At 72.6% G+C, this 13,723-nt stretch carries 15 protein-coding genes; 8 read left to right on the forward strand and 7 right to left on the reverse strand.

Annotation, left to right across the window (positions count from 1 at the left end):
• Window positions 1-2: 2 nt before the first annotated feature.
• Window positions 3-1,169 (reverse strand): thiolase family protein, encoded by a 1,167-nt coding sequence (locus AC162C_RS02925; RefSeq protein ID WP_484096241.1) that lies wholly within the window; start codon window positions 1,167-1,169, stop codon window positions 3-5.
• A gap of 134 nt (window positions 1,170-1,303) precedes the next feature.
• Here AC162C_RS02925 and AC162C_RS02930 point away from each other — a divergent pair, with 134 nt between their 5' ends.
• The 5 genes from AC162C_RS02930 (at window position 1,304) to AC162C_RS02950 (ending at window position 6,446) form a co-directional block, all read left to right on the forward strand.
• The gene (locus AC162C_RS02930) at window positions 1,304-2,731 is read left to right on the forward strand and encodes an aldehyde dehydrogenase family protein (protein ID WP_484096242.1); all 1,428 of its coding nucleotides are present in this window, start codon (window positions 1,304-1,306) and stop codon (window positions 2,729-2,731) included.
• A gap of 71 nt (window positions 2,732-2,802) precedes the next feature.
• The gene (locus AC162C_RS02935; RefSeq protein WP_462973185.1) at window positions 2,803-3,171 is read left to right on the forward strand and encodes a hypothetical protein; all 369 of its coding nucleotides are present in this window, start codon (window positions 2,803-2,805) and stop codon (window positions 3,169-3,171) included.
• On the forward strand, window positions 3,168-3,734 hold the full coding sequence (locus AC162C_RS02940; protein ID WP_484096243.1) for a hypothetical protein: 567 nt from the start codon (window positions 3,168-3,170) through the stop codon (window positions 3,732-3,734). The genes AC162C_RS02935 and AC162C_RS02940 overlap by 4 nt, the downstream gene beginning before the upstream one ends.
• A gap of 206 nt (window positions 3,735-3,940) precedes the next feature.
• Window positions 3,941-4,336 carry a hypothetical protein gene (locus tag AC162C_RS02945; protein WP_484096244.1) on the forward strand — a complete coding sequence of 132 codons (396 nt, stop codon included), beginning with the start codon at window positions 3,941-3,943 and terminating at the stop codon, window positions 4,334-4,336.
• Between the two features lie 82 nt (window positions 4,337-4,418).
• Entirely contained in the window at window positions 4,419-6,446 is a 2,028-nt protein-coding gene (locus tag AC162C_RS02950) for a helix-turn-helix transcriptional regulator (protein ID WP_462973188.1), read from the forward strand.
• On the opposite strand, the gene AC162C_RS02955 is transcribed toward AC162C_RS02950, so the two are convergent.
• Complete coding sequence (locus tag AC162C_RS02955) at window positions 6,415-7,005, reverse strand: sensor histidine kinase (protein ID WP_484096245.1); 591 nt, start codon at window positions 7,003-7,005, stop codon at window positions 6,415-6,417. The two genes, AC162C_RS02950 and AC162C_RS02955, sit on opposite strands and share 32 nt — an antisense overlap.
• A gap of 120 nt (window positions 7,006-7,125) precedes the next feature.
• On the reverse strand, window positions 7,126-8,142 hold the full coding sequence (gene queG, locus AC162C_RS02960) for a tRNA epoxyqueuosine(34) reductase QueG (RefSeq protein WP_484096246.1): 1,017 nt from the start codon (window positions 8,140-8,142) through the stop codon (window positions 7,126-7,128).
• Between the two features lie 14 nt (window positions 8,143-8,156).
• On the opposite strand from queG, the gene AC162C_RS02965 reads away from it, so the two are divergent.
• Both AC162C_RS02965 and AC162C_RS02970 read left to right on the forward strand, forming a co-directional pair.
• On the forward strand, window positions 8,157-9,143 hold the full coding sequence (locus AC162C_RS02965; RefSeq protein ID WP_484096247.1) for a zinc-binding dehydrogenase: 987 nt from the start codon (window positions 8,157-8,159) through the stop codon (window positions 9,141-9,143).
• 25 nt (window positions 9,144-9,168) lie between these two features.
• Window positions 9,169-9,786, forward strand: a complete 618-nt coding sequence (locus tag AC162C_RS02970) for a hypothetical protein (RefSeq protein WP_484096248.1) — start codon at window positions 9,169-9,171, stop codon at window positions 9,784-9,786.
• A gap of 52 nt (window positions 9,787-9,838) precedes the next feature.
• Here AC162C_RS02970 and AC162C_RS02975 read toward each other — a convergent pair whose 3' ends face one another.
• The 4 genes from AC162C_RS02975 to AC162C_RS02990 all read right to left on the reverse strand — a co-directional run bounded on the left by AC162C_RS02975 (window position 9,839) and on the right by AC162C_RS02990 (window position 13,255).
• Window positions 9,839-10,138: a metal-sulfur cluster assembly factor gene (locus tag AC162C_RS02975; protein WP_484096249.1), complete on the reverse strand. Its 300-nt coding sequence runs from the start codon at window positions 10,136-10,138 to the stop codon at window positions 9,839-9,841.
• A 9-nt stretch (window positions 10,139-10,147) separates the two neighbouring features.
• Complete coding sequence (locus tag AC162C_RS02980; protein ID WP_462973194.1) at window positions 10,148-11,089, reverse strand: hypothetical protein; 942 nt, start codon at window positions 11,087-11,089, stop codon at window positions 10,148-10,150.
• Window positions 11,090-11,171: 82 nt separating this feature from the next.
• Window positions 11,172-12,458: a 2,3-diphosphoglycerate synthetase gene (locus AC162C_RS02985; protein WP_484096250.1), complete on the reverse strand. Its 1,287-nt coding sequence runs from the start codon at window positions 12,456-12,458 to the stop codon at window positions 11,172-11,174.
• Window positions 12,455-13,255, reverse strand: a complete 801-nt coding sequence (locus AC162C_RS02990) for a metallophosphoesterase family protein (RefSeq protein ID WP_484096251.1) — start codon at window positions 13,253-13,255, stop codon at window positions 12,455-12,457. Before AC162C_RS02990 ends, AC162C_RS02985 begins: the two co-directional genes overlap by 4 nt.
• 90 nt (window positions 13,256-13,345) lie before the next feature.
• Between AC162C_RS02990 and AC162C_RS02995 the strand changes: the two genes are divergently transcribed.
• Window positions 13,346-13,723, forward strand: coding sequence for a PDDEXK family nuclease (locus AC162C_RS02995; RefSeq protein WP_462973197.1), 378 nt, complete (start codon window positions 13,346-13,348; stop codon window positions 13,721-13,723).

The following is a 13,723-nucleotide window of genomic DNA, read 5'->3' on the forward strand; positions in this document are numbered from 1 at the left end:
ACCTAGAGCCGCTCGATCACCGCGGCGATCGCCTGGCCCTGGCCGATGCACATCGTCGCGATCCCGTAGCGCGCACCGCGCTGCTCGAGGTCGCTGACGAGCGTCGCCGTGATCCGGGCCCCGGTCGCGCCGAGGGGGTGCCCGAGCGAGATCCCACCGCCGTTCGGGTTGACGTCGCCCGCCTCCCACCGCTCGTGGAGCCCGGTGTCGGCCAGGAACTGCAGGACGACCGATGCGAACGCCTCGTTGACCTCGATCACGGCCATGTCGTCCCACCCCAGCCCCGCCTTCCGCAGGGCGCGCTCACAGGCCTGTGGGTTGCCGTGCAGCATCCGGTACGGGTCGACGCCGGAGAGCCCGAACGACACGAACCGCGCGCGCGGCCGGAGCGAAAGGCGGTCGGCGGCGTCCTCGCTCACGATCAGCATCGCGGCGGCGCCGTCGACGATCGAGCTGGAGTTCCCCGCGGTGACGACGCCGTCGGGCTTGAAGGCCGGCGGCAGCGACGCGAGCTTCTCCGTCGAGGTGTCGCGCCGCGGCGTCTCGTCGACGGCGAAGAGGACCGCAGCCCCCGCCGCCCCGATCTCGATCGGCACGATCTCGCGCTCGAAGCGCCCCTCGTCGATCGCGGCCACCGCGCGCCGGTGCGACTCGAGCGAGTACGCGTCGAGCAGCTCGCGCGACAGGCCCCACTCCTCTGCGATCACCTCCGCCGAGATCCCCTGCGGCACGATCGGCCAGCGGTCGCCGATCTTCTCGTTGATCCCCGACCAGCCGTCGGCACCGAGGTTCGAGCCCATCGGGACGCGCGTCATGTGCTCCACGCCGGCGGCGACGACGACGTCGAGATGCCCCGCCTGGATCGCGGCGGCGCCGTTGAAGGCCGCCTGCATCGACGAGCCGCACTGGCGGTCGACCGTGGTCGCGGTGACCGTCTCGGGCCACCCCGCGACGAGGGACGCCACCCGGCCGACGTTGAGAGCCTGCTCGCCGACCTGCGTCACGCACCCCATCTGCACGTCGTCGACCTGCTCCGGGTCGACGTCGATCCGCTCGACGAGCCCGTTCAGCACCTGCGCGGCGAGATCGTCGGCCCGCAACTCGGCGAGCGAGCCGTGGCGCTTCCCGATCGGGCTCCGGACCGCGTCGACGATGTACGCGTCGGTCATCGCCCGGAAGTCTAGCCCCGGGGCCCGGCCCGATCGGCATGGGCGGCGACGGCGCGCGATCCGGTCGGGCCGTGCGCCGACCCAGGCCCTGATCCGTGCTCGACCGGCGGGAGCGGCCGGATAGACTCCCGCCCATGACGACGGCGGTGGTCGACCGGGGGCTGTTCCTGGACGGGGAGTGGGTCGAGACGGGAGCGTGGCTCGAGGTGCGCTCGCCGTACGACGACTCCCTCGTCGGCCGGGTGGCGCGAGGGGGCGCAGACGAGACACGCCGCGCCGTCGACGCGGCGGAGCGGGCGATGCGCGAGCCGCTGCCCGCGCACAAGCGGGCCGAGATCCTCGTCCGTGTCGCCGGAGCGCTCGGGCGCCGGGCCGACGAGGCGGCCAGGGTGATCAGCGCCGAGGCCGCGAAGCCGATGAAGGCGGCCCGTGTCGAGGTCGCACGCGCGATGTCGACGTACACGATGGCCGCCGTCGAGGCGAGGACGCTCGCCGGGCAGGTCGTGCCGATGGACGCCTCCCAGGCCGGGGACGGGAAGATGGCGATCACGCTCCGTGTCCCGATCGGCGTCGTCGGAGCGATCTCCCCGTTCAACTTCCCGCTCAACCTCGTCGCGCACAAGATCGCGCCCGCGCTCGCCGCCGGGTGCGCGGTCGTCCTCAAGCCGGCCTCGCAGACGCCGCTCTCGGCGCTCTTCCTCGCGGAGCTCGAGGCCGACGCGGGGCTGCCGCCGGGCTGGCTCAACGTCGTCGTCGGGTCGTCCGCCGAGATCGGGGACGTCCTCGTCGAGGACGAGCGCGTGCGCTTGATCACGTTTACCGGATCGGGCGCCGTCGGCTGGAAGCTCCGCGAGCGCGCGCCGCGGAAGAAGGTCGGCCTCGAGCTCGGGAACGCGACGCCCGTGATCGTCGAGGCGGATGCCGACGTCGACGACGCGGCCGCCCGCTGCGCCGCGCACGCGTTCTCGTTCGCCGGGCAGAGCTGCATCTCCGTGCAGCGGATCTACGTCCAGCGCGACGCCTACGAGGCGTTCAAGGCTGCGTTCCTGCCCCGGGTCGACGCGCTCCGCGTCGGCGACCCGGCCGACGAGGAGACCGACGTCGGCCCGCTCATCTCGCGCGACGAGCGAGACCGCGTGCTCGCCTGGGTCGAGGAGGCGGTCGCCCGTGGGGGGACGCTGCTCATGGGCGGCACGCTCGCCGGGGAGCTGCTGCGCCCGACCGTCGTCGAGTCCCCGCCGGCCGACACCCAGCTCGCGTGCGACGAGGCCTTCGGCCCGGTCTGCACGCTCCAGCCGTACGACACGCTCGACGAGGCGATCGCGCTCGCGAACGGCACGCGCTACGGGCTCCAGGCCGGGATCTTCACGCGCGAGCTGCGAACCGCGCTCAGGGCCGGCGCCGAGCTCGAGTTCGGGGGCGTGACCGTGAACGAGGCGCCGACGTTCCGCGCCGACCAGATGCCGTACGGCGGCGTCAAGGACTCGGGCAACACGAAGGAAGGCCCGGCCTGGGCGGTGCGCGAGATGACCGAGGAGCGCCTGGTCGTCGTCAACCTCTGAGCCCGGCGGCCGACGTCGACGCCGATCGGCGGCGCGGCTCGCCCGCGGCCGCGGTGTCTATCCTCCCCTCGATGGGCGTGTTCACGAAGGGGCCGCGCGGGCCCACGTCGTCCGACCTGCGCCGTGAGCGCCGCGCGCTCCTCCTCCTGCGCGAGGAGCGGCTGCGCGACCTCGGCGGCCTCACGCTCGAGATGTACCGCCGCGACCACTTCAACGAGGAGCTCGTGCTCGAGCGGTGCGCGGAGCTCGTCGCGATCGAAGCGCGCGTGTCCGAGATCGACGCGATACTCGCCGGCGCCCGCGGGCTGCGACGCCGCCCGGGGACGATCTGCGCCTGCGGGGCGCCGATGCTGATCGGGGCGCGCTACTGCCCGAGCTGCGGACGCCTGGTCGAGGAGTCCGGCGAGGCCCCGTCGGAGGCGGAGGCGGCAGCGGAGTGACGACCGCCGCGACGGGCTGCCCGCGCTGCGGCACCGCGCTCGCGCAGGGCCAGGAGTACTGCCTCGGGTGCGGCCTCCGGCTGCCCGGGCCGGGACGGTTCGGAGCGCTTCCCGTCGAGCCGCGCCAGGTGCTGCTTCCGCTGGCCGCGCTCGGCGCGGTTGCGATCGCAGGCGCTGCACTCGCAGTCTGGGCGACGAGCGAGTCGGCGCCCTCGCTGACCGTCGTCACCGCGACCGGGGGCAGCGTCGCCGTCGCCACCCCGACGGAGCCGTCCGAGGCGGCACCGGCCGTGTGGCCCCCCGACACCGCGGGCTGGACGGTCGTCCTCCTCTCCGTTCCGAAGGTGCAGGGCCGTGCCGTCGCCGTCCAGGCGACGAGAGACGCCCGCGCGAAGGGACTCGAGGGCGTCGGGATCATCGACTCCTCGCGCTTCCCGAGCCTCCAGCCCGGCTACTGGATGGTGTTCGCGGGGCGCTTCCCGAGCGAGCCCGAGGCGAGGAGCGTCCTGCAGCGTGCGCGAGCGGTCTCGAAATCCGCGCGTGTGCAGCGCATTGCGGGATAGCACATCGTCTCGGAAGACAACGATTGTGCGATGCTTGTGACACGGGCCGGAAGGCGGTAGACTGTGTCCTCGGAGTGCGATTTCGGCACCTTGATGCCGCTTTGAATCTACGGTTCTCGCGAGGAGTGCGATCAGACGAGATGGACGAGCACATCGCACAGCTACAAGCCTGCATGTATCAGTACTCACGAGCGATTTACCGCTCGGTGAAGGATCTCATCGACCCGTACGCCGATTCGCAGACGCGGCTCGCCTATCGTCGCACCGTCCTCCGGGAGTGCGAGCAGACGGTCGCGAGGCTCGCCGCCGACCCGCACTACTTCGCGCGCCCGGATCGCGCCCTGTTCCAGGACATCCGCCGGTACTTCCCGATCACGGCACAGGGACAGGTCGCGTGGGCCGTCCACGAGGGCGTCGGGGCCGCCGTCTCCTTCATCGAGGCACAGGTGGAGGCGGGCGTGTTCGACGGGGGCATCGCCCGCTGCAAGGCGACCACGCGCAAGGGGAAGGCGTGCCAGCGGACGCCGCTCCCCGGCCGCGACTACTGCCCGTCCCACCAGCACCTCGAGCGCCCGGCCGCCAAGGCCGTCGCGGCCGCGTAGATCACGAACGCGCCACCCGCCCCCGTCCGGCCGACGTCGCCTGCGACGGACGATCCGGCGGCGATCGACTAGGCTCGCGGAAGTGTCGCACGACGCCGACAAGCTGATCCGCCAACTCTCGCTCGTCGCGTTCCTGATGGCGGAGCGCAGGCCGCTCACGGCACGGGACGTGAAGGGGAACGTCGAGGGCTACTCGGAGATGTCGGACGAAGCGTTCGCCCGCCGCTTCTACTCCGATCGCGCCGAGCTGACGGCGCTCGGCGTCCCCCTCCACTCACAGCGCGACGAGTTCACGGGCGAGGAGCTGTACACCCTCCGGTCGGAGCACTACTTCCTCGACCGCCTCGAGCTCGACGACGACGAGCTCGCCGCCCTCCAGACGGCGCTCTACTACCTCGAGGGGCAGTTCGCCTACGCCGAGCCGCTGCGCCTCGCGCTGCAGAACCTCGCTCTCGGCCGCCCCGGCTTTCCTGCCCCGCAGACGGCGACGGCCGAGCGTGTCCGCGTCAACGTCCCCGACTACTCGCCCGAGCTCGCCGGCCGCCTCTCCAAGCTCGAGTCGGCGATCTCCAAGCAGCGCACGATCACGTTCCGCTACTGGTCGCCGAACCGCGAGCGGGAGACCGAACGGCGCCTCAACCCCTACGCGCTCCGACTGGACGAGGGGGTCTGGTACGTGATCGGTCACGACCTCGACCGCGACGCGACGCGCACCTTCCGCGTGTCGCGGATCCGGTCCGACATCCGCTTCGCGACGCGCCGCGAGCGGGACTTCCGCCTCCCCGCGGACTTCGACGTCGAGGCCCACCGCGTCCAGCGCCCGTGGCAGATCGGCGAGGCGACGCTGCAGGCGCGCATCGGTGTCCAGGGCGACACCGCGTGGTGGGTCCACCGCACGCTCGCGGACGCAGGTGTGCTCGAGGACGGCGTCTTCACGACCGACGTCGCCCAGCTCGAGCCGCTCGTCGGCTGGATCCTGCGGCAGAACGGCCGCGCGATCCCGCTCGACCCGCCGGAGCTCCGGGACGCCGTGGCGGAGGCACTCGCCCGGCTTCGAACCCGACACGAGGAAGCGTCACCGCCGCTCGCCCGGGCACGTCGCGTCGCGATCGGCGGGACGGGCATCGAGCGGCCCGCCGGACCGGTCGCACCGGAACGCTTCGGCGTGCTGCAGTCGCTGCTCGCGCACCTCCTCGCCGCGTGCGGCGACGGGCGCGACGCAACGCTCGCCGCCGATGATCTCGCGGAGCGATTCTCGATCCCACGGGACGAGCTGCAGGAGCACCTCTCGCTGCTGAACCTCGTCAACTTCGGCGGCGGGTGCTACACGGTCTACGCGGAGGTGAACGAGGAGGCCGGCACCGTCCGGGTCGACAAGGAGCTCTACGGCGACGTCTTCCGGAAGCCGCCGAAGCTGACGCCGCTCGAGGCCCGCGCGATCCGGTTGGCGATCGAGTACGTGGGCCCGACGATCGCAGCCGAGGCGCACACGCCGCTGCAACGTGTGCGCCGCAAGCTCGAGGAGACGTTCGGCCAGTTCGAGCTCGCCCAGACACCGGAGCCTCGCGTCTCCGGTGACGAGGAGGCTCTCGTGCGCACGCTCTCGCGCGGGGCCGACAAGCGGCGACTGGTGGAGATCGAGTACCTCAAGGAGGGCGACGAGGCCCCCACGACCCGTCTCGTCGAGCCGTACTCGTTCGAGCGGGAGCTGCCCGTCTGGCGTGTGCACACGTGGGATCGGACCGTGGACGGCCCACGGACGTACCGGCTCGACCGGATGCGCTCCGCGCGGGTCACCGACGAGCGCTTCGAGCCGCGCGAGGGCTTCGACCCGAACTACCTCTTCGAGCCACACGTCGCCGTCGTCTGGCACTCACCGGCGATCGCGCGCTGGAAGATCGAGCGGGGCGCGCGCCAGCTCACCGACCGCTCGGCCGTCTCGGAGTTGCCGTTCAAGACCGAGGAGTGGCTGATCTCCGAGGTGCTCGCCGACCGCGGCGAGTCGGTGGTGCTCGAGCCGGCGTCGATGCGGTCGACGATCGCCCGCCGGGCGCGCGAGCTCCAGAAGGAGCTCGGCGTCAGTCGGCGCCGGACGGCAGGACGAGCGTGAAGGTGGCCCCCTCCCCGGGGGTCGACTCGAGCTCGACGTGCCCACCGTGGCGCGCGGCGATCGTGCGCACGATCGGGAGACCGTAGCCCGTCGAGCCGTCGCCGCTCACCCCGGGGGCGAACACGTCCACGTCGTCGGGGATGCCGGGGCCGTCGTCGCCGACGGAGATCGCGACGGTCCGACCACGTGAGCGCGCCGCGAGGCGCACCGTGTCGCCGTGACGGAGCGCGTTCTCGAGGAGGTTCCCGATCGCCTGCCGGAGGCGAACGGGATCCGCGGAGACGGTCAGCCCGGGATCGACCTGGACGTCGGCGCGTCCGGCGGCGACCTCCTCGAGGAGCGGTGCCAGCTCGACGCGCCGGCGGACGACCGAGAACGCGTCCTCGTCGGTGACGAGCCGGTCGATGCTGCGGCACGCCGCGACCGCGAGCTCGAGCAGGCGCGTCGCGTCGGCGGCGGCCAGCCGCCGCTCGGTGGCGGCGAACGCGTCGGCGATCGCGACGAGCGCCGCGACCGGGCTCCGGAGCTCGTGCGTGAGCACGGCGAGGCGGTCGTCCACGGGCGAATCCGTAGCAGCACGACCCGACGGCACGACGCCGGTCGCGCTGCCGTCACGGCAGGCCGGTTCGGCACCCGTGGACGGCGCGGGCATCGTGCGGCGCGCCGTCGAGACCGCGCCCTACCCGATCGGCTCCTCGGCCCGATCGGCGATCCTGGCGAGCGCCCACGCGGCGGTCTCGCGAAGCAGCTCGTCGTCGCCGTCGAGGTAGCGCTCGGCCACCGGCCCGTGCGCCGGGTCACCCGCGTTCCCGAGGGCGACGAGCGCGTTGCGGCGGAGCCAGCGTGGGTCCCTCCGCGGCACGAAGAGCCGCTCGTAGCGCCGGAGGAGCTCGTCGCCGTCCGCTTCCAGCCACTCCGAGAGCGAGACGACGGGCTCACCGCCGTCATCGACCGCGGCACCGCCGCGCCGCTTCTCGATTCCCCGGTTCCAGGGGCACACGTCCTGGCAGACGTCGCACCCGTACACCATCGACCCGAGCTCCTCGCGGTACGGCTCGGGCACCGGGAGCGGCGCCTGCGTCCAGTAGGAGAGGCACCGGGTCGCATCGAGCTCCCCGGGGACGTCGAGCGCCCCGGTCGGGCAGGCGTCGATGCAGAGACGACACTGACCGCAGTCGAGGTCGAGGGGCGGCGTCGGATCGATCTCGACGTCGGTGACGAGCGTCCCGAGGACGACCCACGAGCCGTGCGTCCGCGTGATGAGCATCGTGTTCTTGCCGTAGAAGCCGACGCCGGAGCGCGCGGCGCCCTCGCGGTCGACGTGCCTGTTGTCGTCGACGAGCACGCGGTACTGGCCTCCGAGACGCCTCCCGAGCTCGTCGAGGCGCGCTCGGAGCGCCGCATAGTGGTCACGCCAGGCGTAGCGGGGAAGGCGTCCCTCGCCCGGCCGAGCCTCCGGCCCCGGCTCGTAGTAGCAGAGGGCGGCGGAGACGACCGTCCTCGCCCCGTCGAACAGCGTCTCCGGATGACACGAGGTCTCGGGGATCGCCATCGTGAAGCGCATGCCGCCGAAGAGCCCGCGGGCCCGGCGGTCGACGATGTGCCGCTCGGTCGCCTCGTACGGCGCCGCCGGCGCCGCACCGACGACGTCGAGTCCGACCTCTGCGGCGAGCTGCGCGAGGTGGTCACTCGTCATGAGAGGATGCTGCCATGAAGGCCATCCGCAACCACGAGGACGGCGGGCTCGACGTCCTCCTCTACGAGGACGCACCCGACCCCGAGCCCGGCCCCGGGCAGGTGCTGATCAGGATGCACGCCGCGTCGCTCAACCATCTCGACGTGTGGGTGCGCAAGGGCCTCCCGTCCGCACCGAAGCCGCACATCTTCGGCTCCGACGGGGCCGGCGTGGTGGAGGCGCTCGGGGACGGTGTGGAGGGCCTCTCCGTCGGCGACCGCGTCGTGATCAACCCGGGCATCGAGAAGGGCCCCCTGATCGGGATCTTCGGCGAGCACGGGGACGGGACGCACGCGGAGCTGGTCGCGATCGAGGCGACGCAGGTCTTCCCCCTCGACGACGGGCTGTCGTTCGAGGTCGCGGCGGCCTTCCCGCTCGTCTACGAGACCGCCTACCGGATGCTCGTGACACGGGCGCAGGCGCGGGCGGGCGAATGGGCCCTGATCTGGGGCATCGGCGGCGGCGTCGGCACGGCCGCGTTCGAGATCTGCCGGGCGCTCGGCGTGCAGACGATCGTGACGTCCGGGAGCGACGACAAGCTGGAGCGCGCCCGCGAGTGGGGCGCGGACGTCGTCGTCAACCACGACACGGGCGACGTCGTCGCGGCCGTCAAGGAGGCGACGGGCGCGGGCGTCGAGATCGTGATCGAGTCCGTGGGAGAGGCGACGTGGGCGAGGTCGCTGGCCGCCGTGCGCCCCGCGGGGCGTGTCGTCGTGTGCGGTGCGACCTCGGGGCCGAACCCGCCCGCCCAGCTCCATCGCTTCTGGTGGAAGCAGCTCACCGTGCTCGGCTCGACGATGGGGACGCGGGAGGACTTCCTCGGCGCCTACGAGCTCGTGCGCTCGGGCCGTGCCCGTGTCCACATCGACAGCGTCTATCCGCTCGCCGAGGCGCGCGCAGCCCAGGAACGGCTCGAAGCCGGAGAGCAGCTCGGCAAGATCGTGCTCGCGATCCCGGGGTGATCGCCCGGCCCCGACCTCGCCGGCGATGACGACACCGGAGGGGCATGGGCCCGGGGTCGACCTCTACTGGCTCCCGCTCGGCGCCGGCGGCCACTCGGTGCGCGTGAACGGTCGTGTCTTCGAGGCGGCGGTCGCACGCCTCGAGCGCAGGCAGCCGCTCGACCTCTACCACTCCGCCCTCGTCGTCGACGACGGGGACGGCCGCTTCGTGGTCGAGCAGGCGCCCGCCGCGCGCCGTCACCCGTCCGAGCGCGGCGTCGTCTCGGTCGGCGCCGTCGGGGCGCGCTGGGCCGGGCGGCTGCGACTCTTCCGCTACGAGCTGCGCTGCTGGCGCGACGGCGTGATCCCGGACGTCGTGGAGGCCGTCGAGAGCCCCCGGCGGCTGACCGGTGACGCGCCGACGGCGCAGCGCCTGCTCCAGCTCGTGCCGTCCGTCCCCACGCCGACCTGGGGGCGCGACGAGCTCGGCGCCGGCGAGATGTGGAACTCGAACTCGGTGATCGCGTGGCTGGTCGAGCGCTGCGGCCTCCCCGTGGAGGAGGTCACGCCGCCGTCGGGCGGTCGCGCCCCCGGATGGCGCGCCGGCCTCGTCGTCGCCCGTCGCCCCGAGGGCTCGGTCGTCCGAGGAGCCGCTCCGACGTGAGTGGCCGGCGTGCCGCGCGGGCCGCCGTAGGATCGCGGTGGCGTCGGGCGGCTCAGCCGAAGCCGAGGATGAACTTCGCGTCGTCCGACATGCGGTCCGGCGTCCACGGCGGGTCGAACGTCAGCTCGACCTCGACCTCCTCCACACCGGGAAGCGCGGCGACCGCATCGTGGATGCCCTCCTGGATCATCGGCCCCGCCGGGCACCCCATCGACGTCAGCGAGTGGACGACCTTCACGTGCTCGCCCTCGATCTCGGCGTCGTAGAAGAGGCCGAGCTCGACGATGTCCATCCCGAGCTCGGGATCCTCGACCCCGTGCAGGGCCTCGATGACGTCGTCCTTCGTGACCACGTGCCGAGTCTACCCGCGGCTCGCCGCGGACGGCCGCTCGGCTCGCGCCAGCTGATCGGCCCGCGTGAGCACGAGGTCGAGGATCGCCCCGACGGAGGCGTCGAGACCGGTGTTCTCGATCACCGGCACGTCGGCCCGCTCGGCCCGGGCAACGACGGCGTCCTGGATCGCGCGGATCTCCGGTAGGCCCTCGAGGTACTTGTCGAGCGGCCGGAGGCCCTCGGTGGCACCGTCGCGCACCCAGAAGTGGCTCCGATGCACGGTCTCGTCGGAGATCGCGATCACGCAGTGCACGACGAGGGCGTTCTCCCGATCGGTTCGGATCATCCCGGGCACGAGGTGCACGCCCTCGAGCACCATCGACCAGCGCTCCGTCAACGACCGGTCGACCGCGGCCTCGACCCCGACGAGCACGCGACGCGTCTGCTCGAGGAAGCCGAGCAGCATCGGGTCGCCCGCTTCGTCCTCCTCCGCCTTCGTCAGCCCCAGCCCGGCCTCGAAGCTCGAGTAGTGGACGGAGGGCATGAGCTCCCGGGAGAAGAACGCGCGCATCGTCTGTCGGATGAAGTCGGTCGATGCGAGGCGGGTGATCCCCAGCCGATGCGCGACCTCGGTGGCGATCGTGGACTTCCCGGTACCCGTCGCCCCGCCGACGAGCACGACGATCGGGATGTCGAGCTCCTGCAGCGCCTCGAGCCGCCGCAGGCGGCGAATCGTCCGCGGCCCCTCCTCCTCGCCGAGCACGTCGCTCGCGAGGTCGGCGAGGCGATCGAGGTCGAGCCGGTCGAGGCCGGAGTCGCGAAGATCGGCGTCCGCGCGGCGCGCGAGCTCGTACGCCCTCGTCATCGAGAGACCGGTCGCGGCCAGCGCCCTTGCCATCAGCCCTTTCGACCACGGCGCGCCGTCCTCGCCGCCGAGCGGCAGCGGCGCCAGGTAGCGACGGTCGCTCACGCCGTGCCCTCCGCCGATGCCCCACGCACGACGCGAGTATCCACCAGCGCATGCGTCGCCCGCCAGAGGGTGCGGGAGCCGGTCACGGCGTCACCCCGGTCGACGCAGCGCCGAGGGCCTCCCCGGCCAGCCGCTCGAGCGCCGCCTCGAGATCGGGCTCGCCCGCGAGCGGGACGACGTCGTTCGCCGCGAGCACGACCCTCGCCCCTCGTCGCATCGCCTCCTCGGCGACGACGTCGATAGCGGCGGCCTTGAGCTCGACGACGAAGGTCTCCGCGTCGACGTCCACGAGCTCCGACCGCAGGCGCGCGCGGTCGGCGAGGGCCCCGGAGACGTGGACGACGTGGGCGCCGTGGACGTCACCGAGCTCCATCGCGATGCGGTCGTGGTGCGACGCCGGGGCGGTCCCGAAATAGGCGACGCGCTCACCGGCGACGGGCTCGGCCGGATGCGGCCGGAGAACGGTGCGGATGACCGGCGCCCCGCGCCGGACGAGTGCGCGCAGGTCGGTCGCGAGCTCGGCGTGGGCAGTGTCCTCCTCGGCCATCGTGACGACCACGAGGTCGGCCAGCAGCACGCGGTACGCGTTCAGGTAGCCGGTGGCGACGCGGGGATCCTGGTGCGCCCCGACGACCAGCACGCGCCGCTCGGCCGCGACGGGCGGCAGAGCCGCACCCGATCCGTCGAAGATGAGCAGGTCCGGCCCGAGCGCCGTCGCGACCGCCGCGCCCTCGACGACGTTCGACGTCGCAACGGCGCCGGCGAGCCCGCCACCGCAGCGCCGGCAGCCGACGGTCTCGACACCCGCGAGCGCCGCCGTCTCGAGGTGGTCGGACGCCGCGTGTCGTCCGTCGCGGGAGAGCGTGACGAGCGCCTCCACCGTCGGCGCGACGGTGACGACCTCGGGCTCGGCCGGGCCCCCTCGACCCATCGCCACGACGACGACGCGTCTCCGCAGCGCCAGCCGCCGGGCGAGGTACCCCGTGACGGCGGTCTTGCCGACCCGCTTCCCGGTGCCGACGACGGCGAGCGACGGCACGTCGACCGGCGCGAACTCCGGAGGCGCGAGGCGGAAGTCGGCGCCTTCGTAGGGGACGCCGAGTGCGAGCACGCGGCTCGCGAGCCGGAACCGCTCCACGGGGCCGAGGACCGGCTCGTCCGACAGGTCGACCACGGCGTCGGGTCGCAGTTCCTCGATCGCCCCCTCCACGCTCTCGCGCAGAGGCACCCCGTAGGCCTCCCCGCCGCGGAGCTTCTCGGTGCCGCCGACGAGGACGGCGCCGACCACGTCACCGTCGAGGGCTGCCAGCGCGTCGCGCACGACGGGGGCGTAGTGCTCGCCGTCGATCAGCGCGAGCAGCCGCCTCACCGTGACGACACCTCGCGCTCGATGCGACCCGTGTACTTCTCGTACTCGAAGGTGTCGACGGAGAACTGGATGATCTTCTCCTGCCCGTGGAACGGGTGCTTGCGCCAGATGTCGACGTGGCTGCCGGAGACCTCGATCAGGTTGTAACAGGGCCGCGTGTTGCCGCGGAGACGCAGGGACGACACCGTGCCGGTGTTGACGACGAAGAGGTTCTCGAGCCGCCAGGCGTACGGGACGTGCTTGTGCCCGGAGAGGACGAGGTGCACGCCGGAGCGCAGGAGGCACTCGATCGCGTCACCCGCGTCGTACACGACGTTCCGCTCCCGACCCGTCCCCGGGACGGGCAGCAGGTGGTGGTGGAGCACGAAGATCTTCAGCGTCGCAGGCTCCGCCGTGAACTCCTGCTCGATCCACGGGTAGCGCCCGCGCCCGATCTGCCCGTGATCGAGGTCGGGCTCGGTCGAGTCGACGGCGACGATCGCGACGTCGCCGTTGCGCAGGACCGAGTTCCGGGGCCCGAACAGCTCCTCGAAGTGCACGTAGCCCACGTTCCGTGAGTCGTGGTTCCCCGGGACGACGACGAGGTGCTCGCAGGCGAGCCGGTCGAGGTACTCGCGTGCCGTCTGGTACTCGTGGCGGAAGCCGAGCGTTGTCAGGTCGCCGGTGCACACGACGACGTCCGGAGCGAGGTCGTTGATCTCGCTGATCGCCCGCACGAGCAGGTTCGGCTCGAAGTACGGGCCCCCGCAGTGCAGATCGGAGAGGTGCGCGATGCGGAACGTCGACGACGGTGTCATACGTGCAGTCTACGAGCCGGAGGCCTCCCGATTCGAGGGGGCTTCGCGACCCGAGCGAGGTCGTCCGGGCGCCCCGCTACCGTTGCCGCGGTGGCGTCCGACCCAGCGGACACGCTCTTCTTCCGCGCCTACCGCGGCGTAGATGCACCCCGCTTCGCGAACCAGATCGAGCTGGAGTGCGCCAAGATCCTCGACTTCTACGGGGTCCCGTGGGCGTACGAGCCGCGCTCGTTCGTGCTCGAGCGCGCACCGGACGGCCGCGTCACACGGGCGTTCACTCCGGACTTCTACCTCCCCGATCAGGAGCTGTACGTGGAGGTGACGGTGATGAAGCAGTCGCTCGTGACGCGCAAGAACCGGAAGCTGCGCGAGGTGCGGCGCCTCTACCCGGACGTCAAGGTGAAGCTCTTCTACCGGCGCGACATCGAACGCCTCGCGCAGCGGCACCGGCTGCGGCTCGCCTCGTGA

This window comes from Gaiella sp., assembly GCF_057140465.1.